Annotated in this window: 26 protein-coding genes; 20 read left to right on the top strand and 6 right to left on the bottom strand. The window is 66.7% G+C overall.

The genetic code is table 11. The annotated features are described in order from the left end of the window. Positions 1-83 precede the first annotated feature (83 nt). Positions 84-1,220, bottom strand: a complete 1,137-nt coding sequence (locus JF542_RS07960) for a C4-dicarboxylate TRAP transporter substrate-binding protein (protein WP_207075433.1) — start codon at positions 1,218-1,220, stop codon at positions 84-86. Positions 1,221-1,506: 286 nt separating this feature from the next. On the opposite strand from JF542_RS07960, the gene JF542_RS07955 reads away from it, so the two are divergent. The 3 genes from JF542_RS07955 to JF542_RS07945 all read left to right on the top strand — a co-directional run bounded on the left by JF542_RS07955 (position 1,507) and on the right by JF542_RS07945 (position 3,916). After that, positions 1,507-2,043 (top strand): TRAP transporter small permease subunit, encoded by a 537-nt coding sequence (locus JF542_RS07955; RefSeq protein ID WP_050768475.1) that lies wholly within the window; start codon positions 1,507-1,509, stop codon positions 2,041-2,043. Between the two features lie 2 nt (positions 2,044-2,045). Beyond that, the gene (locus JF542_RS07950; protein ID WP_040545687.1) at positions 2,046-3,353 is read left to right on the top strand and encodes a TRAP transporter large permease; all 1,308 of its coding nucleotides are present in this window, start codon (positions 2,046-2,048) and stop codon (positions 3,351-3,353) included. A 98-nt stretch (positions 3,354-3,451) separates the two neighbouring features. After that, positions 3,452-3,916: a nuclear transport factor 2 family protein gene (locus JF542_RS07945; protein ID WP_207075432.1), complete on the top strand. Its 465-nt coding sequence runs from the start codon at positions 3,452-3,454 to the stop codon at positions 3,914-3,916. Between the two features lie 25 nt (positions 3,917-3,941). On the opposite strand, the gene JF542_RS07940 is transcribed toward JF542_RS07945, so the two are convergent. Beyond that, positions 3,942-4,601, bottom strand: a complete 660-nt coding sequence (locus JF542_RS07940; protein ID WP_207075431.1) for an NADPH-dependent F420 reductase — start codon at positions 4,599-4,601, stop codon at positions 3,942-3,944. Between the two features lie 249 nt (positions 4,602-4,850). Between JF542_RS07940 and JF542_RS07935 the strand changes: the two genes are divergently transcribed. After that, positions 4,851-5,480 (top strand): nuclear transport factor 2 family protein, encoded by a 630-nt coding sequence (locus JF542_RS07935; protein ID WP_207075430.1) that lies wholly within the window; start codon positions 4,851-4,853, stop codon positions 5,478-5,480. 45 nt (positions 5,481-5,525) lie between these two features. Here the strand turns inward: JF542_RS07935 and JF542_RS07930 are convergent, their stop codons facing one another. Continuing rightward, entirely contained in the window at positions 5,526-6,020 is a 495-nt protein-coding gene (locus JF542_RS07930; protein ID WP_040545685.1) for a MaoC family dehydratase, read from the bottom strand. Positions 6,021-6,246: 226 nt separating this feature from the next. After that, the gene (locus tag JF542_RS07925; protein ID WP_207075429.1) at positions 6,247-7,254 is read right to left on the bottom strand and encodes a TRAP transporter substrate-binding protein DctP; all 1,008 of its coding nucleotides are present in this window, start codon (positions 7,252-7,254) and stop codon (positions 6,247-6,249) included. A 428-nt stretch (positions 7,255-7,682) separates the two neighbouring features. On the opposite strand from JF542_RS07925, the gene JF542_RS07920 reads away from it, so the two are divergent. The 5 genes from JF542_RS07920 (at position 7,683) to JF542_RS07900 (ending at position 11,897) form a co-directional block, all read left to right on the top strand. Then, positions 7,683-8,234, top strand: a complete 552-nt coding sequence (locus JF542_RS07920) for a TRAP transporter small permease (RefSeq protein WP_040545683.1) — start codon at positions 7,683-7,685, stop codon at positions 8,232-8,234. Then, complete coding sequence (locus JF542_RS07915) at positions 8,231-9,505, top strand: TRAP transporter large permease (protein ID WP_207075428.1); 1,275 nt, start codon at positions 8,231-8,233, stop codon at positions 9,503-9,505. Before JF542_RS07920 ends, JF542_RS07915 begins: the two co-directional genes overlap by 4 nt. A gap of 211 nt (positions 9,506-9,716) precedes the next feature. Further along, positions 9,717-10,574: an FAD binding domain-containing protein gene (locus tag JF542_RS07910; protein WP_040545680.1), complete on the top strand. Its 858-nt coding sequence runs from the start codon at positions 9,717-9,719 to the stop codon at positions 10,572-10,574. Between the two features lie 16 nt (positions 10,575-10,590). Then, positions 10,591-11,070, top strand: a complete 480-nt coding sequence (locus JF542_RS07905) for a (2Fe-2S)-binding protein (RefSeq protein WP_007802241.1) — start codon at positions 10,591-10,593, stop codon at positions 11,068-11,070. 23 nt (positions 11,071-11,093) lie between these two features. Beyond that, the gene (locus tag JF542_RS07900) at positions 11,094-11,897 is read left to right on the top strand and encodes an N-acyl homoserine lactonase family protein (protein ID WP_207075427.1); all 804 of its coding nucleotides are present in this window, start codon (positions 11,094-11,096) and stop codon (positions 11,895-11,897) included. Between the two features lie 115 nt (positions 11,898-12,012). Here JF542_RS07900 and JF542_RS07895 read toward each other — a convergent pair whose 3' ends face one another. Both JF542_RS07895 and JF542_RS07890 read right to left on the bottom strand, forming a co-directional pair. Beyond that, on the bottom strand, positions 12,013-14,304 hold the full coding sequence (locus JF542_RS07895; RefSeq protein WP_207075426.1) for a xanthine dehydrogenase family protein molybdopterin-binding subunit: 2,292 nt from the start codon (positions 14,302-14,304) through the stop codon (positions 12,013-12,015). Between the two features lie 322 nt (positions 14,305-14,626). Next, positions 14,627-15,700, bottom strand: coding sequence for a zinc-dependent alcohol dehydrogenase family protein (locus tag JF542_RS07890; RefSeq protein WP_040545676.1), 1,074 nt, complete (start codon positions 15,698-15,700; stop codon positions 14,627-14,629). Between the two features lie 250 nt (positions 15,701-15,950). Here JF542_RS07890 and JF542_RS07885 point away from each other — a divergent pair, with 250 nt between their 5' ends. The 11 genes from JF542_RS07885 to JF542_RS07835 are packed head-to-tail and all read left to right on the top strand — an operon-like array spanning position 15,951 to position 26,935. Continuing rightward, positions 15,951-17,123, top strand: a complete 1,173-nt coding sequence (locus tag JF542_RS07885; protein WP_207075425.1) for a thiolase C-terminal domain-containing protein — start codon at positions 15,951-15,953, stop codon at positions 17,121-17,123. Next, positions 17,120-17,533 (top strand): Zn-ribbon domain-containing OB-fold protein, encoded by a 414-nt coding sequence (locus JF542_RS07880; protein WP_007802197.1) that lies wholly within the window; start codon positions 17,120-17,122, stop codon positions 17,531-17,533. Before JF542_RS07885 ends, JF542_RS07880 begins: the two co-directional genes overlap by 4 nt. Further along, positions 17,530-18,720 (top strand): CaiB/BaiF CoA transferase family protein, encoded by a 1,191-nt coding sequence (locus JF542_RS07875; RefSeq protein WP_207075424.1) that lies wholly within the window; start codon positions 17,530-17,532, stop codon positions 18,718-18,720. Before JF542_RS07880 ends, JF542_RS07875 begins: the two co-directional genes overlap by 4 nt. 22 nt (positions 18,721-18,742) lie before the next feature. After that, the gene (locus JF542_RS07870) at positions 18,743-19,996 is read left to right on the top strand and encodes an acetyl-CoA hydrolase/transferase family protein (RefSeq protein ID WP_207075423.1); all 1,254 of its coding nucleotides are present in this window, start codon (positions 18,743-18,745) and stop codon (positions 19,994-19,996) included. Between the two features lie 34 nt (positions 19,997-20,030). Further along, positions 20,031-20,978, top strand: a complete 948-nt coding sequence (kce, locus tag JF542_RS07865) for a 3,5-dioxohexanoate:acetyl-CoA acetone transferase (protein ID WP_207075422.1) — start codon at positions 20,031-20,033, stop codon at positions 20,976-20,978. Beyond that, positions 20,965-21,747, top strand: coding sequence for an enoyl-CoA hydratase/isomerase family protein (locus JF542_RS07860; protein ID WP_040545672.1), 783 nt, complete (start codon positions 20,965-20,967; stop codon positions 21,745-21,747). Before kce ends, JF542_RS07860 begins: the two co-directional genes overlap by 14 nt. Positions 21,748-21,757: 10 nt before the next feature. Then, a complete protein-coding gene (locus JF542_RS07855; RefSeq protein ID WP_207075421.1) occupies positions 21,758-22,699 on the top strand; it encodes a hydroxymethylglutaryl-CoA lyase in 942 nt (313 codons plus the stop codon). Between the two features lie 48 nt (positions 22,700-22,747). Continuing rightward, positions 22,748-23,935 carry an acyl-CoA dehydrogenase family protein gene (locus JF542_RS07850; protein ID WP_207075420.1) on the top strand — a complete coding sequence of 396 codons (1,188 nt, stop codon included), beginning with the start codon at positions 22,748-22,750 and terminating at the stop codon, positions 23,933-23,935. Positions 23,936-23,958: 23 nt separating this feature from the next. After that, a complete protein-coding gene (locus JF542_RS07845; RefSeq protein WP_207075419.1) occupies positions 23,959-24,693 on the top strand; it encodes an SDR family NAD(P)-dependent oxidoreductase in 735 nt (244 codons plus the stop codon). Positions 24,694-24,704: 11 nt separating this feature from the next. Beyond that, entirely contained in the window at positions 24,705-25,913 is a 1,209-nt protein-coding gene (locus JF542_RS07840) for an acyl-CoA dehydrogenase family protein (protein ID WP_207075418.1), read from the top strand. Beyond that, positions 25,910-26,935, top strand: coding sequence for a phosphotransferase family protein (locus JF542_RS07835; RefSeq protein WP_207075417.1), 1,026 nt, complete (start codon positions 25,910-25,912; stop codon positions 26,933-26,935). The genes JF542_RS07840 and JF542_RS07835 overlap by 4 nt, the downstream gene beginning before the upstream one ends. Positions 26,936-26,975 lie beyond the last annotated feature (40 nt).

Here is a 26,975-nt window from a genome sequence, read left to right as displayed (position 1 = left end):
AAGACCGCACCGGGCGAAGGGGGGTAAAGGAAAAGGCGGGCATGTCGCCATGCCCGCCTCGATCCTGTGCAGTCGCGGCTGCGTCAGTCCATGCCGTAGGTCGCCGGGTCGAGCTGACCGTAAAGGTTGTCATAGAGAACCTTGGTCAGTTCTTCCTCGTTGCCCGGGTCTTCCATGCCTTCGATCAGGCCGGCCCACTTGTCGAGATAGGGCTGGAACGAGGAGAAGAGCGCTTCCGGATCCTCGACGCCGTAGACATCCTTGACCAGCTCGTTGCGGCCTCCAAAACCGTTGTCGACCCATTCCTGAACAGCGTTCTGGATGCTCTCTCCGGGCTCGACAATGGCGTGGCCCTTCTCCTCGGAGGTGGCGAGTGCCTTCTCGTCGGAGGAGAGGAAGTCGATCTGCAGGCGCGCATGGGCCTGCGCGACCAGCTCCATGATGGTGCCGCGCTGCTCGTCGGTCAGGCTCTGCCAGAAGTCCTTGTTGTAGAGCTGGACGGGCGAGTTGAAGCTGCCTTCCCAGTTCAGCAGCGTGACCGAGTTCGACACCTCGTCGAGCGAGTTGTCGATGTTGAGCCACGCGGCAAGGATGCCGGCGCAGTCGATCTGGCCGGTCTGAAGCGCCTGGTAGATCTCGGTGGCGGGGATGTTGACCGGGATGACGCCCAGATCCTGCGCCAGTTTCGAGGTCAGGCCGCCGGGGAAGCGGATCTTCAGGCCCTGAAGCTGATCGAGCTCGGTGATCGGCTCGGAGGTGTTGCAGATCGCCGGGTAGCCCGGGGTCGAGAAGCCGCCGAAGGGCACCACGTTGTGCTCGGCGAACTCTGCCTGGCCCTCGGGATCGTTGGCGACCCAGTCGGCATAGGCGGCACCAAGCGCCGTGGGGTCGGAGACGATGTAGCCCGAGCCCGACAGCGCGTTCGACAGCGGCAGTTCCGACGGGGTGTAGCCCGAGGTGTGGAAGCCTTCCTGCGCCACGCCGTCGCCGATGCCCTGCAGCGAGGATTTGGCCGGCAGCAGCACGCCGCCGGAGAACAGCTCGAAGGCGATCTCGCCGTTGGTGGCCTCGTTCAGCGCCTCGGCAAACCATTTCGCGGTGCGCACGGTCGTTTCGCCTTCGGGCTGGAAATGCGCCATGCGATAGCTTTCGGCCGCGACGCTGGTGGCCGCCATCAGGCCGACGCCGCCGGCAAGCAGCAGTGCTTTGATAGAAGTCATGTGATCCCTCTCCTCCCTTGCGTTGCAGGCCGCTGGCCGTCAGCGCGGCGGCGGCATGCAACAATGATGCAATTTAGGACTATAGCCAGACGCCCTGCCGCCGCGGAACGGTATTTTTCCTCCCATAGGCGGAGGCTGTCGCCACCCAAAGGTTTGCCGCGGCATGGCGCGCTTGCCGGAGAAACGGCCCAGCCGGTAGACAAGGACAATCGGGCGATCTGCGCCGAGCCTGGACGAGGAGGACTGTCCCAGGACCGCGCTGCCCGAAACAGAAGGAGGGAGGAGCATGATCCGCAATCCGCTTGAGTGGGTGTCGGAGGCACTCGTGACCATCACCACCATCCCGGTCCTGGCGATGATGGGGCATGTCACGCTGGACGTTGTCCTGAAATACACCATCAACACCCCGATCCAGGGCACGCTGGAAGTCACCGCCTATTACTACATGGTGGCGATCGTGGTTCTGCCCATGGCCTTTGTCGAACTGACGCGTCAGTCAATCTCGGTCGAACTGTTCTACCAGATGATGCCCTACAAGATGCAGGTTGCGGTGGTGGGCTTCGTCCTGCTGATCAGCGCGATCGGGTATGGCGGGCTTGCCTACATCTCGTGGCCGGATGCCATCAAGGCCTTCGAGCGCAAGGAGATCGTGATGGGCGCGGTGCGCGTCTACATCTGGCCCGCGCGCTTCCTGCTGCCCTGCGCCATGGTGCTGACCTCTCTGGTCTGCCTGCTCCTGTTCTTCCGCCTTCTCTTCAAGCCGCGCGCGCGGGCCGAGTTGGTCTCGGTTCACACCGCAGAAAACGACCACGGAGCTGACTGATCATGTCGATGTTGGAAATCGGATTCGCCAGCACCGGCATCGTGCTGTTCCTGATCGCGCTCCGCGCGCCGATCGGGATCGTGCTTCTTCTCGTCTCCTTCGGGGGAGTCTGGGCCGCGCTCGGCTTCCAGGTCGCCTGGGGCATCGCCCGCGCCATCCCGTTCGACTTCATCGCGAACTGGAGCTTCAGCGCCGTGCCGATGTTCCTGCTGATGGGGTACGTGGCCTCGAACGGGGGGCTGACGGACGGGCTCTTCGCCGCGCTCAAGATCATCCTCAGGCGGGTGCCGGGCGGGCTCGGCTGCGCCGGGGTCGGCGCCTGCGCGCTGTTCTCGGCGGCCTCGGGCTCGTCGGTGGCGACCTCGGCTGCGATGTCGCGCATCGCAGTGCCCGAGATGCTCAAGCAGGGCTATGACAAGGCGCTCGCCACCGGCACAATCGCCTCGGCGGGCACGCTGGGCTCGCTGATCCCGCCGTCGATCCTGATGATCGTCTACGCGATCTTCGCCAATGTCTCGGTCGGCAAGCTCTTCCTCGCGGGCTTCCTGCCGGGGGCGCTCTCGGCGGCGATGTACATGACGATGATCATGCTGCGGGTGAAGGCCAACCCGTCTTTGGCGCCGCGCGCCGAGATCACCGCGACCCGGGCCGACACCATCGCCGCGCTCAAGCAGGTCTGGCCGCTGCCGGCGCTGATCCTTGGCGTGCTGGGCGGCATCTTCGCCGGGGTGATGACCCCGACCGAAGCCGGTGCCGTCGGCGCCTCGCTCGCCATGGTGCTCGCGGCGCTGCGCCGTCGCCTGACCTGGACCGTGGTGCGCACTGCCGTGCGTGACGCGGCCATCGGCACCTCGACGGTGTTCATCATCGCGGTGGGCGCCACCATGTTCACCAGCTTCATGGGTCTGACCGGCGTGCCGCGTGCCATCGCCAACGCGATGCTCTCGGTCGGCGACAGCCCGGTGGTTCTGATCCTGATGATCGCGGTGGTCTATATCGTGCTCGGCATGTTCATCGAGTCGATCGGCATCATGCTGCTGACATTGCCGATCTTCTTCCCGCTGCTGCAGGCGGCCAATGTCGACATGATCTGGTTCGGCATCATCGTCATCAAGCTGCTGGAGATCGGCATGATCACCCCGCCCGTGGGCCTGAACTGCTATGTCATAGGGTCCGCCCTGAGAGGCACGGTGCCGATCTCGACGGTATTCCGGGGCGCGCTGTGGTTCATCGCCACCGACATGATCACGCTCACCCTGCTGATCAGCTTCCCGGCCATCGCGCTCTGGCTGCCAAACCTGCTGGACTGAGCCGCGCCGCGAGAGCACCCGTCATCGGGCCGCGGCAGCGTCAAGAAGTTGCCGCGGCCCGTTCACTTTGAACGGAAACTCACGAGGGAGGAGATCCGATGGACCCCGTGCAACGGATGTTGATCGAACACGAGTGCGCCAAGCTGACGGTGCTCTACTGCCGCCACCTCGATCACCTCGATCCCGATGCCTTCGCAGCGATCTATACCGAGGACGCGGTCTACAAGCCTGCGGTCGAGCCGGTGCCGATCGAGGGACGCGCCGCGATCCGCGACTGGATCGGGCGCTATCCGAAGGATCGGCTGGGGCGGCATGTGGCGACCAACCAGATCGTCGAGGTCATCGACGAGGACAGCGCCACCGGCTCGTCCTACGCCATCGTCTTCCGCGAGCCGGCCCCGCGCGAGGGGGTGATCTCGGACCGGGTGACGCCGCGCAGCCTCGTCGAGTATTCCGACAGCTACCGCCGCACCGCCGAGGGCTGGAAGATCGCCCGGCGGGTCTATCGTTTCGACTTCCTGCAAGGTGAGGAAGCCCGCCGCCCGGGAGAGGCGGCAGGCTGATCGCAAGCCGGATCAGGGAGGCGTCTTAGTCCTTCCAGGAGTTCTCGGGCACGAAATCCTCCGGACGGGTGGCTGCGAGCCCCGCCTGCAGCGCCCGCGCGTCGAGCGGGCGGCAATAGACCGGCCGGGCGCGCTCAAAGCGCCAGCTCTCGGCCAGCGGGCCGGCATGGACCGGCTCGAACCCGGCATCCCTCACGATCTGCGAGACCACGGTGGCGGCCTGTTCGTCGTCGCTGGCGATGGGCAGGGCGGGGGTGCCGCCGGACGGGGGCGTCTTGCCACCCTGCTCGAGATGCGGCGACATGATCGAGTTGAACGCCTTGACGACGCGGGCCTTGGGCAGCTTGCGCTGCAACTGGCCGCTGGTGGTCTCGCCGCCGCCCTCGAACTCGGGATGCACGCCGTCGCGACCGGGATAGTAGTTGCAGGTGTCGATCACGATGCGCTGGCCTATGGCATCGGCCGGAAGGGTGTCGAAGGCATTGAGCGGCACGGTGACCACCGTCACATCGCCGAATTGCGCCGCCTCCTCGGCCGAGCCCCCATGACAGCCGAGCGCCTCGGCGGTCTCGCGAACCGCCTCGGCACCGCGCGAATTGCTGATCATCAGCTCGTGCCCCTTCGGGGCGAGCCTGGTGACGAGGGCGCTGGCGATGCGCCCGGCGCCGACGATACCGATCTTCATGGCAGATCCTCCCATCTCTGTCACAAGCCGCCCGGTGGGGCGGCGTCGTCGTTGAGTGTAGGGCAGGCGGGCCGCCGGTTCGGCCCGTTTCCGGATATCAGGGCGCGGTGCCATGCGTTTCCTCCGCCCGGCATAGGCGGCGGCTATGCGCGCAGGTGCCGCCTCTCGCCGGAGCGGGCGCAACCTGCATACTGTCTCCCGAGACGAGATCCGCCGCCCGAGCGCGGCCACAACCATTGGGGGGAGACCATGGCAAGCGCAGAACCATCACTCGAGCAAATGGTCGCAGAGCTCTGGGATCGCGAACAGATCCGGCAATGTCTCGTCCGGTATTGCCGGGGCGTCGACCGCTTCGACCGCGCATTGATCCTGTCGGCCTTTCATCCGGATTGTCTCGATGAGCATGGCAAGTTCGTCGGCACGCCCGAGGAGTTCGTCGAATGGGCACTTGGCCAGCACGGCGCGGCGCATCTGTCGCACCAGCATTGCCTGCTGAACCAGACCGTGGAGATCGAGGGCGACACGGCCCATTCCGAGACCTACTTCATGTTCGTGTGCATGAATCGCAAGGGCAAGCCGCTGACTCTGGGCGGCGGGCGCTATGTCGACCGGCTCGACAAGCGGGACGGGGAGTGGCGCATCGCGGCGCGGGTGACGCTGCGCGACTGGTCGATGATGGACGAGATCCCCGACATGGACGATCTGACCTCCTTCACCTCGACGCGGGCGATCCTGCCGGAGCCGGTGAAGGCCTTCATGAATGCCGGGCGCGGCCCTGCACGCGACACCAGCGATCCGTCCTACGACCGACCGCTGACCGTCGACCCCAGCCGCCGCGACGGCTATCTCGAGATGATGGCAAAGACCGAGAAGGTCTGAGAAGGGCCCCGCCCCGCGGCCTCAGGGCGCGGGGCGGGGCCGCGGTCAGCTGTCCTCTTCGAGCGAGGATTTCTTGATCATCATGCCGGTGCGGCGCAGGATCACCACGACCTCGTCGCGCTGGTTGAGGCCGCGGGTCTCGAACTCGACGAGGCCTGCATTGGGGCGCGATTTCGACTCGCGCTTCGAGATCACTTCGGTCTCGGTGTAGATCGTGTCACCGATGAAGACCGGGTTGGGGAATTTCACATCGGAATAGCCCATGTTGGCCAGCGTGGTGCCGAGGGTCATGTCGTGCACCTGCACGCCGGCCACCAGCGACAGCGTGAAATTGCTGTTCACCAGACGTTTGCCGAAGATCGACTCATTGCGGCAATACTCGTCATCCACGTGCAGCCAGGCCATGTTGTAGGTCAGCGTGGAGAACAGCAGGTTGTCGGCCTCGGTGACGGTGCGGGTGATCGAATGCTTGTAAGTCGTGCCCGGCTCGAGCTCTTCGTAGAACATGCCGCTGGCCAGTTGCTTGTAGTTTGCGGGCATCCGCACCTCCCTGTTCGAATTGGTCTGGCTCGGGATCGAGCCGCTCTCGTCATGTAGTATCGTGTATCATGCACGATCTGACCCGGAAATATCGCGCCCCTGCCGCCTCTTGCGGCCTTCGCGCTGGCCTATGGTCCGAACGTTCGGCTCAAAGCGACGGCGACAAACAGAAAGGGGAGCGGGCGCATCAGGCCCGCTCCCCTGTCATCCCGCGATGTGGCGCGCGTCAGTCGGAGAGCGCGGCCTTGAACTCGTCGAGCGCGTCCTGGCCTGGCAGACCGCGATCGTTGAGCCGTGCCACGAAATTGCTCTCAACCGGTTCCATCGCTGTCGAGAAGGCCTCGACCTGCTCGGGCGTCAGCTCGTAGATCTCGATGCCCTGCGAGGCGTATTCGTCGCGCAGCCTGCCCTCGTTCTCGTCGACCCAGGCGGCGAGCTCGAGTTCGGTCTTCTTGCCGCACTCGTCGACCACGGTCTGCACCTCGGCGGGCAGCCCGTCGAACACCTCCTGGCTCATGCCGATCCACGAGGCCGAGGTGCCGAAGCTGGCATTGGCGCTCATGTGGGTGGCGACCTCGTTGACCGAGTAGGGCGTGGCGCTGGCGAAGGACAGGATGGTGCCGTCGACGGTGCCACGCTGCATTGCGGTGTAGAGATCGTTGGCCGACATCTCGACCGGAACCGCGCCGATGGACTCGACCAGGAAGTTCAGCGCCGAGCCGGTGGTGCGGATCTTCTGGCCCGACCAGTCCGACACCTCGGCATAGGTCTTGGTGCCCATGATCTGGTAGGGGGCCAGCAGGCTCAGCTGAAGCGGCTTGACGCCGACCTCGTCGAGCTCGGCCTTGAGCACACCGTCCCGGCTGATCGCCTCGCGCCACGCCTCGACCGCGGCCACGGCCGACTCCGACATGCCGGGCAGAAGCGTCACGCTTTGCAGCGGCACCGTCGCGGTCTCGGCCGCGATGGTCGAGAAGGTCATCTGCGCGAGCCCCTTCTGAAGCGCCGAGACCCCCTCGTCGCGCTTGACCAGCTGGCCGGAGGGGAAATAGTTGAAATCGATGGCGTCCCCGGCGCCTTCGGTGATGCAGGTCATCAGCCGCTCGACCCCCTGCACCGACACGAAATGCGTCGGAGGCAGGTCGGTGGCGACGATCAGCGTTTCCGCGGTGGCCGCGGTCGATGTCAGGGCGGTGCCAAGCGTCAGCGCCGCGATCAATCCAGTCCGTTTCACAAGATCTCCTCCCTACTAGATCTAAGATGCATCCTTTTTGCCTGACTGAGGGTTCAGTTACCAGACCAATGCGGCTACGCTCGGCCCAGCTTGGTGGGGGAGGTTCGCCGCTTGAGGCTCCGGTTGACCCTGAAGGCGTGTTCAGAATGCGCCATGACTGTAGGGCCTCGGGCAAGATGCGCATAGCGGGTCCCGGCATGAGTACGGCCACCGACCGCCTGTGCCTATGGCCGACATAGGGGGGTGGTCGAATTGATCCGCCACGGCCTTAGAAGGTAAGACCATGTGTGGGCAAACTTCGCGTAATGCGAGATTGCCGGTGCGCCGCGACCGGCGCGGCCCGGCTCAGGAGATACGGGCGGCGCGTTGCGCCGAAACAGGGCAGGACATCGGGCACATGCCGTTGGCGCCTGCCGGGAGGAGGACAGATGACAGACAATCCCGCGCCGGGATCACCGATCTATCGCGCGCTGAACCGGGTGCTGGCGCCGGTCGAGGTCGCCGCGGCAGTGATCGCCGCGCTGATGATGCTGATCGCGATGGTGCTCAACACCGCCGACGCTCTGCTGCGCTACGCGATCAACAGCCCGCTGAACTTCAACCTCTTCGTGACCGAGAACTACCTGATGGTCGGGCTGATCTGCATGCCGATGGCCTGGGCGTTCCGGACCGGGGGCTACATCCGCATCACCTTCCTGCTGCACGCGCTGCCGCGAAAGGTCGGTGACATCCTGCTGCGCGTGGGCCTCCTCGCCAGCGGCATCTACTGCGCCCAGCTGGCCTGGCTCTCGGGCTACAACTGGTGGGATGCCTACAGCACCAATTCCGTCGACATGGGCGTGGTGGACTGGCCGTGGCACTGGTCTTGGATCTGGATCCCGATCGGCATGGGGTTGCTCTCCTTGCGCCTGCTGCTGACCACCATCGGCCCCGCAGCCGGGCTCGACGTGTCCCACGAGATCGAGGAGGAAGCCGTATGACCTTCGCAATCGGCGTTGCCATCCTTCTCGGCCTGATGGTGCTCGCGGTGCCCATCGGCTACGCGCTCGGGATTGCGGGGGTGATCAGCCTCAACATGCTGGTCCCGATGAGCATGATCGAGACCCTGCTCGGCAAGGTGGTGCACGGCACCGTCGCTAACTCGATCATGCTGACCATTCCGATGTTCATCCTGATGGCCGAGTTTCTCGCCTGCGGCGGCGTCGCCACCGACCTGCTGCTGGCCTGCAACCGGCTGCTGCGCAAGGTGCGCGGCGGTCTCGCCATGGCCTGCATCTTCGCGGGTGCCATCCATGCTGCCGCCACCGGCAGCAGCACCGCCTCGGCGGCAAGCCTCGCGAGGGCCTCGTTCCCGGCGATGATGAAGGCGGGCTACGCGCCGTCGCTGGCGGTGGGCACGATCTCGATCGCCGGTACGCTGGCGATCATGATCCCGCCCTCGGTGGCCTTCGTGATCTACGGTGTTGTGACCGAGACCTCGATCGGGAGGCTGTTCCTTGCCGGGATCATCCCCGGGATCCTGACCATGCTGGGCTACATCCTGAAGATCTCGATCACCCTGAGGGTCAAGCCCGAATGGGGCCCGAGCAACGCGGATCAAGAACGCGCCATGGCCGAGGAGCGCGGCGGGCGCGTCTGGCCGATGTTCGTGCTGATCGTGGTGGTGCTGGGCGGGCTCTACAGCGGCATCGCAACCCCCACCGAGGTTGCGGCCATCGGGGCTTTCGGGGCGCTGATCATCTCGGTCTTCTCGGGGCGGATGACCCAGCGCGGCTTCAACCATGCGCTCGGCGGCACCATGCGGATCACCTCGATGATCATGATGATCATCATCAGCGCGCACGTGGTGGGCTACTTCATCTCCTTCACCAAGATCACCGACACGCTGCTCGAATGGATCGCCCAGAGCGGCATGACGCCGGTGCAGGCGATGCTGATCGTGGTGTTCATCTACCTGATCCTGGGCATGTTCATGGACCAGGCGGCGGTGCTGATCCTCACCGCCCCGATCTCGACCCCGCTGATGGCTGGGCTCGGCTTCGACCCGGTCTGGTGGGGGGTGATCATGATCAAGACCACCGAGATCGGGCTGGTAACGCCACCGCTGGGCATGGTGGTCTTCGTCACCGGCTCATCGACCAAGACAGATCTCAGATCGAGCTTCGCCGGTGTCACGCCCTTCATCATCGCCGAGTTCGTGACGCTCGGCCTGCTGCTGGCGTTCCCGGCGATCACGCTCTGGCTCACCTGAGCCCGCGACCGACCGGAGCGTATCGCGCGCCGGTCGGTCCTGCCCCGCCCACCTATCCGGGAAGCCTGTTCCGGGCATTGGCAACGCCTCTGCGACGCCATCCGCCGGGGCAAGTGCCTTGCCGCAAACGGGGGCAGGGGCGACACTGGGACAAGGTGCGGACCGGGGCGCGCAGGCGCTCGCCCGGTCCAAGGGAGGAGAACCCACACAGATGCAGTATGTATCCGCAACGTCCATCGAGCAGGCGGTCGGCCTTCTGGCAGCCGAGCAAGGTGCCGCGCATGTGCTGGCCGGCGGCACCGATCTTGTCGTGCAGATGAGCGCGGGGCTGCGCGCGCCCGAGCTTGTGGTCGACATCAAGGCAATCCCCGAGGTGGTCTCGATCACCGAGGACGCCGAGGGCTTCCACATCGGCGCGGCGGTCTGCGGCGCCCAGATCAACGAACATGCGGGGCTGCGCAAGGCTTGGCCCGGTGTGCTCGAGGCGATCGACCTGATCGGCTCGATGCAGGTGCAGTCGCGCGCGACCCCCGCCGGCAACCTCTGCAACGCCTCGCCAGCCGCCGACAGCGTCCCGGCGATGATCGCTGCCGGTGCGAGCGCCAGCGTGGTCGGCCCGAAGGGCCGCCGCGAGGTCCCGGTCGAGGAGATCCCCACCGGGCCGGGCAAGACCAGTCTGGAAAAGGGCGAGGTGATCGTCGCGATCAACCTGCCGCCACGCCCCGAACGTGCGGGCGACGCCTACCTGCGCTTCATCCCGCGTACCGAGATGGACATCGCGGTGGTGGGCGTCGGGGTCAATCTCGTGCTCGATGCGGACGGCACCTGCAGCTTCGCCCGGGTGGCGATCGGCGCGGTGGCACCGACGGCGCTGCTGGTGCCCGCGGCTTCGGAGGCGCTGGTGGGCACCACGCTCGACGATGCGGCACTCGAGCGCGCCGCCGAGGCGGTGCGCGGGGTCTGCCGCCCGATCGACGACAAGCGTGGCACCGCCGAGTACCGCATCCGCATCGCGGGGGTGATCTTCAAGCGCACCGTCGCCGCCGCGCTCGCCCGCGCCCAGACCTGACCGAGGAGGACAGCAGATGGCCAAACTCCATGTGACCACGACGATCAACGGCGACGAGGTCGAATTCCTCGCCCGTCCCGACCAGACCCTGCTCTCGGCGCTGCGCGACGAGCTCAACCTGACCGGCTCCAAGGAGGGCTGCGGGTCGGGCGATTGCGGTGCCTGCTCGATCGAGGTGAACGGGCGGGTGACGTGTTCGTGCCTGATGCTCGCCGCCGAGGCCGGCGGCAAGACCATCACCACCATCGAGGGCGTCGCCGATCACGGCGAGCTGCACCCGGTGCAACGGCACTTCCTGCAGGAGGCCGCGCTGCAATGCGGCTTTTGCACCCCGGGCATCATCGTCGCCGCGAAGAACCTGCTCGAGCGCAATCCGGACCCGACCGAGGAAGAGATCCGCTTCTGGCTGGCGGGCAACCTCTGCCGCTGTACCGGCTATGACAAGATCATCCGCGCGGTGCAGGCCGCCGCCGAGGAGATGCGCGCCCCCGCCTGAGGGCGGCGGTACGCGCGCACGTCATGGAGCCCTTCGCGCTCTACGCGATCAAATATGCGGTGAACGGGCCACGCACGCTCGGGCAGAACCTGCAGGGCGGCGACATGCACGAGGCGGATGCAGACCTGGACTTCTATGTCTGGGTGGCGCAGCGCTCGGACCGGGTGTTCCTGATCGACACCGGCTCGAGCGATGCCTCGGCGGAGCGCCGGGGCGACGGCTACATGCGGTCCCCGGCGGATGCCATCGGGCTTCTCGGGCTCGATCCGGCCCGGATCGAGGACGTGATCCTCACCCACATGCATTACGACCACGCTGGCAACCTGCACCGCTTTCCGCAGGCGCGGTTTCACTTGCAGGACACGGAGATGTCCTACGCCACCGGGCGCTGCATGTGCGCGCCGGTCCTGCGGCGCGGCTACGAGATCGAGGATGTGGTGCACCTGGTGCGCTGCGTGCATTGCGACCGCGTGGTGTTCCACGACCACAGCGCCGAGATCGTGCCGGGGCTCAGCGTGCACCGCATCGGCGGCCACACGGACGGGCTTCAGGTGGTGCGGGTCTGGACCGCGCGCGGCTGGGTGGTGGTGGCCTCGGACGCGGCGCATTTCTTTGCCAATGCGAAGCAGCGTGTGCCGTTCCCGTCGATCCTGCATGCCGATGCGATGGCCGAGGGTTTCCGCATCATTCTGGAGCTCGCGGGCGGCTGCTGGGATCACGTGATCCCCGGTCATGATCCGCTGGTGATGGATCTCTACCCGGCACCCGATCCGGCGCTCGAGGGCATCGTCGCACGGCTCGATCTGCCGCCGCGCCGGCCGGCCTGAGCCGCTCTTGTCCCGATCGCAAGCTCGAACGGATGCGCTCCGTGCGAGGCCGTTTGATCCTGTGCTCGGCCCCCTGCACCCCTGCGCCGCCGGGTCGCGGCGCAGGGGCCGTTGATCAGAGCTCTTCGCCGCGCTCGTCGAGCGCCTTGAGCACGGTCTGCGGGTTCATCGGCAGCGAGGTCATCCGGCGTTTGGTGGCGGCGGAGACAGCGTTGGCGACGCAGCCGAGCGCCGAGACCATGCTCGCCTCTGCCACGCCCTTCACCCCGAACGGGTGGAAGGGGTTGGGCACCTCGACGATGATCGCCTGCAGCATCGGCAGGTCCGAGGCCACCGGCATCCGGTAGTCGAGCCAGCCGGAATTCTGCAACACACCGTCCTTGCCGTAGACATAGCCCTCGTTCAGCGCCCAGCCGATGCCCTGCACGCAGGCGCCCTGCATCTGCCCTTCGACATAGGCGGGGTGGATGGCGCGCCCGGCGTCCTGGCAGCTGACGAAGTTGAGGATCTTGGTGGCGCCGGTGTCGGGATCGACCTCGACATCGCAGAACATCGCGCTCAGTCCCGGTGCGTGACCCGACATGGTCTTGCCGTAGGAGGCTCCGAAATGCCCGCCGGTGGCGCTGGCATCCGCCGCCAGTTCCTTGAGCGTCAGCGGCTCGAACTTGCCGACATTGGTCGAGGACGGGTGCGCCGCGCCGCCGGCCCATTCCACGGCCTCGACCTCGACGCCCCAGATCTCGGCGGCGCGTTGCTTGAGCTGGTCGATGACCTCTTCGCAGGCGCCGACGATGGCCTTTCCGGTGGCAAAGGTCACCCGGCTGCCTCCCGTAAGATCGCCATAGGGCACCGACGCGGTGTCGTGGATCTCGGAGCGCACGTCCTCGTAGGGCACGCCGAGCGTGTCGGCCGCCATCATCGCCATCGAGGCGCGGCTGCCGCCGATATCGGGGCTCGAATTCGCGATGGTGACGACGCCGTCGCTGTTGATCAGGCAGGTGGCACCAGAATGGCCCGACATGTTGTGCCAGTAGCCCGCCGCCACGCCGCGGCCCTGATTGGGGCCGAGCGGCTTGGCGTAGTCGGGATGCGCCTTGAGCGCCTCGAGGATCTCGACGAAGCCGTTGTGGGTCACCGTGCGGTCGCCAAGCTGACGGGTGCCCTCGGTGATGGCGTTCTTCAGCCGCAGGTCGATCGGATCCATGCCGATCTTCTTGGCGATCACGTCGAGCACGCCCTCGACGGCAAAGCAGGACTGGGTCGAGCCGGGCGCCCGGTAGGCCGCGGTCATGGCGCGGTTCGAGAGCACGTCATGGCCGACCGCGTGCTGGTTGGCGATGTTGTACTGCCCGAAGGCGCAGAGGCAGCCATTGATGAAGGGCGCGCCGGGGAAGGCGCCGGAATTGTAGTAGAGCTCGATCTCGCCGGCGGTGATGGTGCCGTCGCGCTTTGCGCCGATCTTGACGCGGATCTTGCTGTCCGAGGCCGGGCCGGTGGCGCGGAACACCTCGTCGCGCGACATGGTCATCTTGACCGGGAGCCCGGCCTTCTTCGACAGCATCATCGCCACCGGTTCGAGATAGACCTTGGTCTTGCCGCCGAAGCCGCCGCCGATCTCGGCGGCGCTGGCGCGGATGTCGCCCGGCGACATGCCGGTCATCTTGGCGGTCAGGTCACGCATGGTGAAATGGCCCTGGCTCGAGACCCAGAGCTGCGAGCTGCCGTCGGTCTCGTACTCGGCCACGCAGGCATGCGGCTCGATATAGCCCTGGTGCACCGGAACGCTGTCGAAGGTCAGCTCGACGACCTCGTCGGCCTCGGCAAAGCCCGCGGCGACATCGCCGAGGCTGTCCTCCCAGCGCCGGGTGATGTTCGAGGGCGTCGTGGGGGCCGGCGTGACGTTGCGGGTGGTCATGCCGTCATGCACCTGCGGCGCGCCGGGGGCGATGGCCTCATCGATGCTGATGACATGCGGCAGCACCTCGTAGTCGACCTCGATCAGCTTCAGCGCGGCCTTGGCGGTCGCCTCGTCACGGGCGGCAACGGCGGCGAGCGCGTGGCCGTGGTAGAACACCTTGCCCCGCGCCATGACGTTCGAGGATTCGTGGAACATGTTCTTCTCGATGCGCTCGGGCCCGGCATAGGCATCGGGAAAATCCGGGAAGTCGGCCCCGGTCACCACCGCGTGCACGCCCGGCAGGGCCTCGGCCTTCGAGGTATCGATGGCGCGGATACGGGCATGGGCATGCGGCGAGCGCAGCACCTTGCCGTGGATCATCCCCGCCGGGGCGTAATCGCTGCCATAGCGCGCCGCGCCGGTGACCTTGGGCACGCCGTCGGGGCGCACCGGGCGGGTGCCCACATAGCCGTCGCGTGCGGGCGAGATGTCCGACTTGATCTCGTTCATGAGCTCCACTCCTCCTGAAGGTCGCGTGACGTGGTGGCCGGCCAGCGCCGGTGGCGTCCCGGTTGCCGCAGGCCGTGGCCACGCAGAGTTGGGTTCAGGGTATCATCCCGGCCCGAACGGCGAGGCAGGAAAAATGCGGGCCAGCGCGGATTCCTTTGGCGGGCAAAGGCGTGGCGCATGGCCCGGAGCTGCCGCACTATTCAGCGCCGGCCGGGTTTGCCAGACGGGCGCAGCGCTTTTGGGCGAAACAAAAAGGCGCGCCCCGCGGGAGAACCGGGGCGCGCAGAAAGGGCGGGGCGTGGAGGTCGCGCCGCCCTTGGTCTCAGAATACGAAGACGCCCTTGCCACCGGTCTGCTTGTCGAACATCTGGTAGGCCTTTTCGGCCTCCTCGATGTCCCAGCGGTCCGAGAACACCTTGTCGACCTCGACGCCGTGGTCGGCGATGAACTCGGCGCAGTCCTTCATGCCGTTGATCGAGAAGGTCCACGATCCGATCACTGTGCGCTGGCCGACGATCATGTCGTTCCAGCCCACCACGTTGAGATTGCCGCCCACCGCGACCAGCGCGATGCGACCCCAGGGTGCGGTGCAGCGCACCGCCTGCTGCTTGGCGATGTCGCCGCCGGCGCAGTCCATGGCGCAGGAGGCGCCCTTGCCGCGGGTCAGCTTCTTGACCTCTTCGACAGGGTCGTGGGTCTTGGCGTTGATGACGTGCGCCGCGCCATAGGCCTTTGCTGCCTCGACCCGTCCCGGGTCGATGTCGACGCCGATCACCTCGACACCCATCGCCGCCGCCAGCTGCACCGCCGACAGGCCCACCGGCCCGAGGCCGAAGACCACCAGCTGGTCGCGCGCGCTCACGTCCATGCGGACCAGCGCATAATAGGCGGTGCCAGTGCCGCAGGCCACCGCCGCGCCACCGACGAAGCTCAGCTCGTCGGGCATCTTGACCAGCGTCGAGGCCGGCACCAGCTGGAACTCGGCATGGCCGCCATGCTTGGCGACACCGTGCGGCTCGACGCCGTTCTCGCACATCTGGGTCCAGCCGCCACGGCAATGCTCGCAGAAATTGCAGCCCTCGTAGTGGAACACGATCACCCGGTCGCCGGGCTTGAGCACTTTGGGGTCGATGTCGGGCCCGACCTCCTCGATCACCCCGCAGGGCTCGTGGCCGGCGATGATCGGGGTATCGTCGGGCAGTCCGCGGTCGGCAAAGCTCTTGAGCCCGAGCTGCACCATCAGCTTGGCCATGCTCTCGGCACGATAGTAGTGAAGATCGCTGCCGCACATGCCAGAGGCCTTCATCCGGACCACAGCCTGTCCCGGCCCGGCTTTCGGATCCTCGAAGTTCATCACCTCGAGCGTGCTGTTCCCCGTGAAGACGACGCCTCGCATGTTCGGTTCCTCCCTCAACTGACATGTCGTGTGAAATCGACGCCAGCAGAGGCCTGACTGACGCCCCCGTCAATCTGGCGGGGGCAAAGGCCGCGGGCTTCCTATGGGAGGCATAGGCCAAGGCGGGACGCCCGGGAAAACCCGGCTGGCGCGTTTGACCACTGAATAGCCAGTCAGTAGCGTCAGGGGTGTCGCGGGGAGCGACGAGGAGGACAGGCATCGCCCCTAGGCGTGCCGAGGAAAGCAGGACATGAAGACAAGCATTGTCGGACTCGGTCAGACCGAGTTCTCGAAGAATTCCGGCCGCAGCGAACTCAAGCTGGCGCTCGAGGCCATCCTCGGCGCGCTCGAGGATGCGGGGCTCGAGGTCAACGATATCGACGGTCTGGTGCGCTACACCTGGGACAACACGTCCGAGGCGGCGATCGTGAACGCGCTCGGCCTGCCCTCGCTGAGCTATTACGGCGAAACCGAGTTCGGTGGCGTCAACTGCTGCGGTGCGGTCGCGCAGGCCTCCGCGGCGATCGAGGCCGGGCTGGCGAACTGCGTGGTGTTCTACCGCGCGCTCAACGCCCGGTCCGGCGTGCGCTTCGGACGCGGCGAGCGGGTGCTGGCGGAAGAGGGCGACTGGCTGGTTTCGCGCCAGCCCGAACCGCCCGGTGACATCTATTCCGCGCCCTTCGGGCTGCTCGTGCCGGGCCAGCACCACGCGCTCTACGCGCAAAGCTACATGGGTCATTATGGGCTCGACGAAGAGCGCTTCACCGACATGCTCGGCGGCGTGGCGGTGACCCAGCGGGCCTATGCCAACCGCAATCCGCGGGCGCTGCTGAAGGACAAGAGCCTGAGCCTCGACGACTACCGCGCCGGCCGGGTCATCACCCACCCTCTGCGGATCTACGACTACTGCCTCGAGACGGACGGCGCGATGGCGATGGTCATCGTCAGCCAGGAGAAAGCGCGCCAGCTTTCGGGCAAGGCCGTCGATGTGCTGGCGGCCGGGCAGTACATCTTCCCGGGCTCGGTGCCGATGTATCTCTATGCCGAAAAGACCTACAGCCTCGCCCCGGAGGGCGCGGCGCAGCAGCTCTTCGGGCGCGCGGGGCTCTCGGCCAGCGATATCGACGTGGCGATGATCTACGATGCCACCTCGATGATGGTGCCCATCGCGCTGGAGGATTTCGGCTTCATCGGCCGCGGCGAGGCGGCGGACTTCCTGAGTTCGGGCGGCAACGGACCCGGCGGGCCGCTGCCGGTGAACACCCATGGTGGCCTTCTCTCCGAGGGCTACTTCCACGGCCTCAACACGATTGCCGAAGGCGTTCGGCAGCTTCGGGGCGACTCTCACAATCAGGTCGAGGGCGCCGAAACCGCCTTCGTCACCCTTCGCGGGGCAAGCTCAATGGTGTTGGGGCGCGCATGACTGTCATCAGACCTTCCGACGAGTATCTCGAACAGCCGTACTACCGGCATCTGGCCGAGGGCACGCTGCATCTCAACTGCTGCAACGATTGCGGCGCGGCGCATCATCCGCCCTCGCCGATCTGCCCGAAATGCCGCTCGTTCAACACCGGCTGGAAGCCCGCTTCGGGCCGCGCCACGCTCAACTCCTTCGCCGAGGCGCGCCACGCGGTGCATCCGATGCTCGGCCCCAAGGTGCCTTACGTGATCACGCTGGTCGATCTCGAAGAGGGCGTACGGCTGGTCTCGGGCATCCCCGAGGGAATGCGCTTTGATCTCAAGGTCGGGATGCCGCTCGAATGCAAGGTGATCCGCTTCGACGAGGCCTTCGCACTGCCCTACTTCCTGCCGGTCGGGGAGGGCGGAGCATGAGCCAGACACGACCGCTCGACGGTATCCGCGTGCTCGATTTCGGCGCCTTCGTCGCCGGCCCCTATTGCGGCACCATCCTCGCGGCGCTCGGCGCCGACGTGGTCAAGGTTGAATCGCCGCGCGGCGGAGATCCGTTCCGCCGCGGCGAGGGGGCGAAGAACGCCTATTTCAACCAGATGAACGCCGGCAAGAAGAGCCTCGCCGTCGATCTCAAGCGCCCCGAGGGCATCGCGCTGATCAAGGCGCTGCTGCCGGGCTTCGATGTGCTGATCGAGAACACCCGCCCAGGCAAGATGGCGGCGCTGGGGCTGGGCTCCGACGCGGCCCGCGCGATCAATCCCGACCTGGTCTATTCCTCGGTCTCGGGCTTCGGAGATGGCGGTCCGTGGCGCGACCGCGCCGCCTATGACACCATCGGACTCAGCATGAGCGGTTTCCTGTCGATCATGAGCGACAAGGACAACACTCGCCTTGCCGGCACCTGCATCGGCGACCTGACGACGGCGCTGGTCTCGGTGATCGGCATCGTGACCGGGCTGGTCGGGCGCTTCAAGGGCACGGGGCAAGGTGGCTCCGAGGTCAAGACCTCGCTGCTCGAGGCGATGACCACCATCACCGTCGACGCCATGACGCAGTATTTCGAGACCGGCGAGACCCCGCATCGCGAGTCGCGCCACCCGGCGGCGCAGAGCTTTGCGCTCAAGACCTCCGACGGGCAGGCGATCACCCTGCACATGTCGTCCTCGCCGAAATTCTTCAAGGGCATGCTGAGCGCCATCGAGCGCACTGACCTGCTCGAGGATCCGCGCTTTGCGACCTATGATGATCGCCGCGCGCATTACTTCGAGCTGCGACCCGTCGTTGAGGCGGCCTTCCTGAAACACGACCGCGACGAATGGGAGCGGCGGCTGATCGCCAACGACGTGCCTTATGCGCCGGTGGTGACGCCCGACGAGCTTACCGAGCACGAGCAGATGCAGTGGCTCGACATGTACGAGCCGCCCCGCGACGACGGGCTGCGCCTGTTGCGGGCGCCCATGCGCTTCGACGGCGCGCGTCCCGCGAACCATGTCGGTGCGCCCGAGGTCGGGCAGAACTCGCGCGAGGTCGCACTCGAGGTGCTGCCCGAGGCCGAGGTCGAGGCGCTGATCGAGGCCGGGGTGATCGCCCAGGCCCCCGCCGCGTGATGCCAGCAGCAGGACAGAGACGATGACCAAGACCCCCGTCACCACCAGCGCCGCCGAGGCCGTCACCCGCATCGAGAGCGGCATGTCGGTGGTGTTTCCGCATCTCAGCGCCGAGCCCGGCGCGCTGACCTCGGCGCTCTGGGAGCGCGCGGCACATCTGCGCGACCTGACCGTCACCAGCGGCATGCTGCTGTCGGGCTACAAGTTCCTGCAGATGCCCTGCGCCGAGAACATCCATTTCAAGACGTGGTTCTTGCCGGGCACGCTGTTGCGCAAGACCGCCGCCGACGTGAAGGCCGACTACCTGCCGCTGACCTGGTCGCAAACCGCGCGCTACCTGCTCGAGACGCCGTTCGACGTGGGCCTGATCCAGGTCTCGCCGCCCGATGAAGAGGGTTATCACAGCATGGGGCTGAACTGCACCGTGGTGAAGGGCATCGTGCACAGCGCCAAGGTGCTGATCGCGCAGGTCAATCCCAACGTGCCGCGCACCCTCGGAGACAGCCGGGTCCACGCCTCCGAGATCGACGTGCTGGTCGAGCAGGAAGAGCCCCTGGCCGAGTATCCCAACCGTCCGCTCGATGACATCGACGAGACCATCGGCACCGCCATCGCGGGGATGATCCCCGACGGCGCCTCGATCAGCCTCGGGGTCGGGGGCATTCCGCTGGCCGCAGCCAACGCGCTGATGGCGCGTGGCGCGCGGGATCTGCGCTTCATCAACACCTTCACCGATCCCACGATGGAGCTGATCAAGGCCGGCTGCGCCACGGCCGAGAGCCCCAAGGCCCATGCCGGCGACATCTTCGGCTCGGCCGAGCTCTACCGCTGGGTCGACAACAACCCCGACATCGCCATGGCCAGCGCCATGACCACCCACCGGCCCGAGGATTTCGTCGCCCGCAAGACCGTCTTCTCGGTCAACTCGGCGCTCGAGATCGACCTGCTGGGGCAGGTTAACGCCGAAACCATCGGCGGCAAGCAGGCCGGTTCGATGGGCGGGCTGATCGACTTCGCGGTCGGCGGACAGGTCGAGGGCGGGGCGTTCCTGCTCGGGCTGCGGTCGCGCACCAACAAGGGCAAGCCGCGCATCGTGACCCGGCTCGACGCCAACGTGGTGTCGCTGTCGCGCACCTTCGTCGAGACTGTGGTCACCGAACATGGCACCGCCAGCCTGCGCAACAAGACGGTCTACGAGCGCGCCTTGGCGCTCGCGGGCATCGCCCATCCCGACGACCGCGAGGCCCTCCTCGCCGAGGCGGAGACGCTGCGCTGAGACGCGCGGCAAGGTGAAGAGGGAGGAGACAGACATGAGCGAGACCAAAACCAAACAGCCCCGCAAGGTGATCATCACCTGCGCCATCACCGGCTCGATCCACACGCCGTCGATGTCGCCGCACCTGCCGGTGACCCCGCAGGAGATCAGCACCGCCGCGGTCGCAGCAGCCGAGGCCGGTGCCTCGATCATCCACCTGCATGCCCGGGACCCCGAGACCGGCGTGCCCGACCAGTCCGTGGAGGCCTATGCCAACATCCTGCCGGTCATCAAGCAGCAGACCGGTGCGGTGCTCAACATCACCACCGGCGGCTCGACCACGATGACCACCGAGGAGCGGCTTGCGCCGGCGCTGCGCTACGCGCCCGAGGTCGCCTCGCTCAACATGGGGTCGATGAATTTCGGGCTTTACCCGATGCTGAACCGCTTCAAGGCGTTCAAGCACGACTGGGAGGAGCCCTATCTCGAGGGATCCAAGCACCGGATCTTCAAGAACACCTTCGAGGATATCGAGATGATCCTCAGCCGCTGCGCCGACAACGGCACGCGGTTCGAGGTCGAGTGCTACGACATCGGTCATCTCTACACCTGCGCGCATTTCGTCGATCGCGGACTGCTCAAGCCGCCATTCTTCATCCAGAGCGTCTTCGGTATCCTCGGCGGCATCGGCCAGCATCCCGAGGACATCCTGCACATGAAACGCACCGCCGACCGGCTGTTCGGCGACGACTACCAGTGGTCGGTGCTGGGCGCGGGCGCCAAGCAGATGCAGATCGCGGCGCAGTCGGTGATGCTCGGCGGCAACCTTCGGGTGGGGCTCGAGGATTCGCTCTGGCTCGGCCGCGGCACACTCGCACAAAGCAATGCCGACCAGGTCGCCTTTGCCAAGAAGATGGTCGAGGATCTCGGGATGGCGGTCGCCACCCCGGACGAAGCCCGCGAGATGCTGGCGCTGAAAGGGGGCCATGATGTCAACTTCTGAGATCCTTCTGAGCGACCTGCAGGACGGCATCCTGACGCTGTCGCTGAACCGTCCCGAGCGGCGCAACGCGCTGAACGAGGAGCTGATCCTGTCGCTGACCGCTGCGCTCGAGGCGGCCTCGCAGGATCCGGCGGTGCGGGTGATCGTGCTGACCGGCACCGGCGATAAGGCATTCTGCTCGGGCGCCGATCTCAACCCCAAGGCGGGCACCTTCGGCTTCGACTATGCCAACCCGATGACCGCCTACGCCAACCTGCTGCGCGCGGCGCGCCGCACCACGGTGCCGGTGGTGGGCAGGATCAATGGCCACTGCCTTGCCGGGGGCATGGGGCTGCTGGCGCTCTGCGACATGTCGGTGGCGGCGCGGCCGGCGAAGTTCGGTCTTCCCGAGGTCAAGGTCGGGGTCTTCCCGATGCAGGTGGCGGCGCTGCTGCAGGCCACCGTGCCGCCGCGCCGTTTCGCCGAGATGTGCTACACCGGCGAGTTCATTTCCGCCTCCGAGGCGATGGAGTGGGGGCTGGTCAACTACGTCTGCGATCCCGAAGAGCTCGATGCCAAGGTGGCGTGGCTTGTGGGACGGGTGGCTGACAAGTCGCCCACCGCGATCCGGCGCGGCAAGCACGCGCTGAATTCCATGGCCGGGATGACCACCGATCAGGCCATCGCCTTCATGGAGGCGCAGGTGGGTCTGCTGCCGCTGACCGAGGATGCCAAGGAAGGCATGGCCGCCTTCGCAGAGAAGCGCCCGCCGGTCTGGACCGGGCGCTGAGGAGGGCGGCATGAGCGAGCTTCCGAGCAAGGTGCACATCGTCGAGGAGGGCGCCCGCGAGGGGTTCCAGTCGGAACCCGCGGGCATCCCGACCTCGGAGAAGATCCGCCTGATCGAGGCGCTGGCCGAGACCGGCGTGCCCGAGATCGACTGCGCCTCCTTCGTGAACCCGAAGGTGGTGCCGCAGATGGCCGACGTGGCGCAGATCGCCGAGGGCATCCGCAAGCGCGAAGGCGTCACCTATGGCTGCATGTGGCTCATCGCCAAGGGCTTCCTGCAGGCCGCCGAGAGCGGTCTCAGCCTGCCCGCGCTGACCTCTGGCAGCGCGTCGGACACCTTCTTGGCGCGCAACAACAACTCGACCCCCGAGAAGCAGCTCGAGGGCCAGCGCAAGCTGCGGGCGCTCTATACCGAGCACGGTCTGGGGCGCGGGCCGGTCTATCTCTTCACCGCCTTCGGCTGCAATTACGAGGGCGACATCCCGGTCGCCAAGGCGCTCGAGCGCGTCGCCGATCTGGTCGGTGTCTGCGAGGAGGCCGGACAACCGCCGAGCTGCATCTATCTCTGCGACACCATCGGCGCCGCCGATCCGCTGCAGGTCCGGGCGCTGGTCGAGGCGGTGCGCACGCGCTGGCCCGACTACCCGGTGGCGCTGCACCTGCACGACACCCGCGGCCTCGGGATCGCCAACGCCATGGCCGGGCTCGAGCTCGGGGTGGCGCGGTTCGACGCCTCGGTCGGTGGGCTGGGCGGGTGCCCGTTCGCCGGCAACAGGTCCGCCGCCGGCAACATCGCCACCGAAGAACTCGCGCTGCTTTGCGACCGCATGGGCATCGAGACCGGGATCGACATCCCGGCGCTGCTCGGGGTGGCGCAGATCGCCGAAGAAATCGTCAACCATCCGCTGCCCGGCAAGCTGTTCCGGGCCGGCGTGTTCAACAGGAACCCCTGAGGTCCGCGCGCCCGCGCCGCGACCCGGGACACTTGGGAGGAGTAAGCCATGAAGACCCGTGATCTGCCCATCGGCATCGAGGTGACCGACGAGCGGCGCCAGATCGTCGACAACGTCAAGCGCATCTGCGACCGCTTCGACGACGAGTTCTGGCTCGAGAAGGAGAACAAGCACGAGTTCCCGCACGAGTTCCACGCCGCGATGGCCGAGGCCGGCTGGCTGGGCATCACGATGCCCGAGGAATATGGCGGCGCCAATCTCGGCGTGACCGACGCGGCGCTGCTGATGCAGACCATCGGCAATTCCGCGGGCGCGATCTCGGCCTGTTCGACCATTCACATCAACCTTTTCGGTCCCCACGCCATGGTCAAGCATGGCACCAAGGAGCAGAAGGACAGGATGATCCCGCCGCTGGTCGACGGCACCTCCAAGGCCTGTTTCGGCGTCACCGAGCCCGATGCCGGGCTCGACACGACCCACATTTCGACCCGTGCGGTGAAGCAGGGGGCCAACTACATCGTGCACGGCCAGAAGGTCTGGACCTCCACGGCGCAGAATGCCGACAAGATCCTGCTGCTGACCCGGACCACGCCGATCGAGGACTGCAACAAGCCCACCGATGGCATGACGCTGTTCTACACCGACGTGGATCGCGACAAGATCGCCATCACCCCGATCGACAAGATGGGCCGCAACGCGGTGAACTCGAACGCCATCTTCATTGAAGGGCTGGTGATCCCGGAAGAGGATCGCATCGGCGAAGAGGGCAAGGGCTTCAAGCTGCTGCTCGACAGCCTCAACCCCGAGCGCATCCTCGTCGCCGCCGAGGCCATCGGCGTCGGTCGCCGGGCGCTTCAGAAGGCGGCGGAATACGCCAACGAGCGCGTCGTCTTCGGCCGCCCCATCGGCAAGAACCAGTCGATCCAGCACCCGCTGGCGCAAAGCTGGATGGCGCTCGAGGCGGCCGACCTGATGGTCTGGCAGGCGGCCCGGCTCTACGATGCCGGCGAGCCCTGCGGCGCCGAGGCCAACGCCGCCAAGTTTCTCGCCGCCGACGCCGCCTTCGAGGCCTGCGACCGGGCGGTGCGCACCCATGGCGGCTTCGGCTACGCCAAAGAATACCATGTCGAGCGCTATTTCCGCGAGATCGTGCTGCCGCGCATCGCGCCGGTGACGCGCGAGATGATCATGTCGTTCATCGCCGAGCGCGTGCTCGAGCTGCCGAAATCCTACTGAGGCAGGCAAGAGGGGAGGAGACCATGACGGACCTGACAGGCAAGCGCGCCATCGTGACCGGCGCCTCCGGGGGGCTGGGGCTGCATTTCGCGCAGATCCTCGCCACGCACGGCGCCGAAGTGACGCTGGCCGCGCGCCGGCGCGAGAAGCTCGAGGCGGCGGTGGCCGGGATCGGACGCGGCGCCAGCTCCGTCTCGCTCGACGTGACCGATCCGGAAAGCGTCGCGGCGGCGTTCTCGGGCGCGGTCTATGACATCGTGATCAACAACGCCGGCGTCACTGTGGACGGCCCGGCGCTCAAGACCTCGGAAGAGGATTGGGGCCGGGTGATCGACACCGACCTGACCGGCGTGTTCCGCATCGCGCAGGCGGCGGCGCGCGGCATGACCGCGGCGGGGACCGGCGGCAGCATCGTCAACATCGCCTCGATCCTCGGCCTGAGGGTGGCCGGCAACCTTGCCGCCTATGCCACCGCCAAGGCCGGCGTGGTGCAGATGACCAAGAGCCTCGCGCTGGAATGGGCGCGCCACGGCATCCGCGTCAACGCGCTCTGCCCGGGCTATATCGAAACCGATCTCAATCGCGACTTCTTTGCCTCCGACGCCGGCAAGTCGCTGATCAAGCGTGTGCCGCAGCGCCGGCTCGGACAGATGTCCGAGCTTGACGGCCCGCTGCTGCTGCTGGCCTCCGAGGCGGGCAGCTTCATGACCGGCTCCGAGATCGCCGTCGATGGCGGCCACCTCGTTTCCTCTCTCTAAGGATACCACCCATGGATTTCACCATTTCCCCGAAGATCGAGGATTACCGCGCCCGCATCGCCCGCTTCGTCGAGCAGGAGATCCTGCCGCTCGAGGAGGACCGGGCGAATTACGACCCGCACGAGAACATCCGCAAGGATGTGCTCCGGGATCTGCGCGCCAAGGCCAAGGCCGAGGGCCTCTGGTGTCTTCAGCTGAAGCAGGAGACCGGCGGGCAGGAGCTTGGCATTCAGGGCATGGCGGTGTGCTACGAGGAGATGAACCGCTCGATCTTCGGACCGGTCGTGTTCAACGCCGCTGCGCCGGATGACGGCAACATGCAGGTGCTCGAGAAGGTCGGCACCGAGGCGCAGAAGGCCGCGTGGCTCCAGCCCATCGTGCGCGGTGACGTGCAGTCGGCCTTCGTGATGACCGAACCGGCGCCGGGCTCGGGCTCGGACCCGGGTGGAATGATGCTGACCTCCGCCCGGAAGGACGGTGACAAATACATCGTGCGCGGCCGCAAGTGGTTCATCACCGGGGCCGAGGAGAGCGAGCATTTCATCCTGATCGCGCGGACCTCGGACGATCCGCGCAAGGGGCTCTCGGCTTTCCTGCACAAGCGCGACACGCCCGGTTTCCGCATCGAGCGCCGCATCCCGATCATGGGGCCGGAAGAGCATGGCGGCCATTGCGAGGTGGTCTACGAGGACATGGAGATCCCCGCCGAGAACCTGCTGATGAACGAGGGCGACGGGCTCAAGCTCACGCAGATCCGCCTCGGGCCGGCGCGTCTTACCCATTGCATGCGCTGGCTCGGCCTGTCCAAGCGCTGTGTCGAGATCGCAAGCGAGTACGCTCACAACCGTTTCGCCTTCGGCGAACGGCTGTCGAAGCGCGAGAGCGTGCAGATGATGCTGGGCGACCTGGCGATGCAGATCGAGATCGGCCGGATGCTGGTGATGAAGGCCGCCTGGGCGCTGGACCAGGGCAGTTTCGCCCGCAAGGAGGTGTCGATGGCCAAGGTCCACGTGGCCAACGTGCTGCACAAGGCCGCCGACACCGCGATCCAGATCAACGGCGCGCGCGGCTATTCCAAGGACACGCCGCTCGAGTGGATCTATCGCTACGCCAGGCAGGCGCGGCTGGTCGACGGCGCCGACGAGGTGCACAAGATGGTGCTGCACCGCAATGTCGAGAAGGAAGGCCGCGACTTCTGGAAATGGGACGTGGGCGCATGAGCGGCGAGGTGGATTTCGCCGCCGAGGCGCTGCAGGGCTTCCTCGACGACCGGTTCGGTGCGGCGGAGGTGTTCACGCTCGACCGGATCTCGGGCGGGCAGTCGAACCCGACCTACTTCGTCACCCACGGCAGCCGCGACATGGTGCTGCGCAAGCAGCCCAACGGGCCGATCCTGCGCGGCGCCCACGCGGTCGACCGCGAGTATCGCGTGCTGGCCGCGCTGCACCCCACTGGCGTGCCGGTGCCCGAGCCGGTGCTTTATCACGATGACCCCGGGCTGCTGGGCACGCCGTTCTACCTGATGGCTCGGGTCGAGGGCCGGGTGTTTGCCGATGGCGCCCTGAGCGAGGCCGATCCCGCCGAGCGCCACGCGCTTTGGATGGGGCTCGCCGATGCCATGGCCGAGATGCACAAGGTCCGTCCCGAGGCGGTCGGCCTTGGGGATTTCGGCAAGCCGGGCAATTATTTCGAGCGACAGATCGGACGCTGGGGCCGGCAGTGGGAGGCCAGCGAGACCGAGGGCATCCCCGAGCTCGACCGCCTGCTCGACTGGCTCAAGGCCAACCTGCCGGAGGATGACGGCGCGGTCAGCCTCGCGCATGGGGATTACCGCATGGGCAACGTGCTGTTTCATCCCACCGAGCCGCGGGTTGTTGCGATCCTCGACTGGGAACTGTCGACTCTGGGGCACCCGCTCGCCGATCTCGGCTATTGCTGCATGGCTTGGCACACCGCGCCGGACGAATATGGCGGGCTTCTCGGGCTCGATCTTGACGCCGAGGGCCTGCCGCAGGAGGACGCCTTCGTGGCGCGTTACATGCAGCACATGCCCGACAGCGCGCCGCTGCTGCCGTTTCACGAGGCCTTCGCGCTGTTCCGCTTCGCGGTGATCTGGGTCGGCATCGCCGACCGGGTCCGTCAGGGCACAGCCGCAGGCCACGCCGGCACCGATCCCGCGCAGCTCGCAAAGCGCTTCGCCATCCGCGGGCTCGAGGTGATCGACGGCGGTCATGGCGGCTGATCCATTGTCACGAGACGTCGCGCGCGGATCCGGCGGGGCA

Origin of the sequence: Salipiger bermudensis, from assembly GCF_017309175.1 — a bacterium.
Taxonomy (GTDB): domain Bacteria; phylum Pseudomonadota; class Alphaproteobacteria; order Rhodobacterales; family Rhodobacteraceae; genus Salipiger; species Salipiger bermudensis.
The sequence above is the reverse complement of the archived record's forward strand: the minus strand, read 5'-3'. Positions and strand labels throughout refer to the sequence as shown.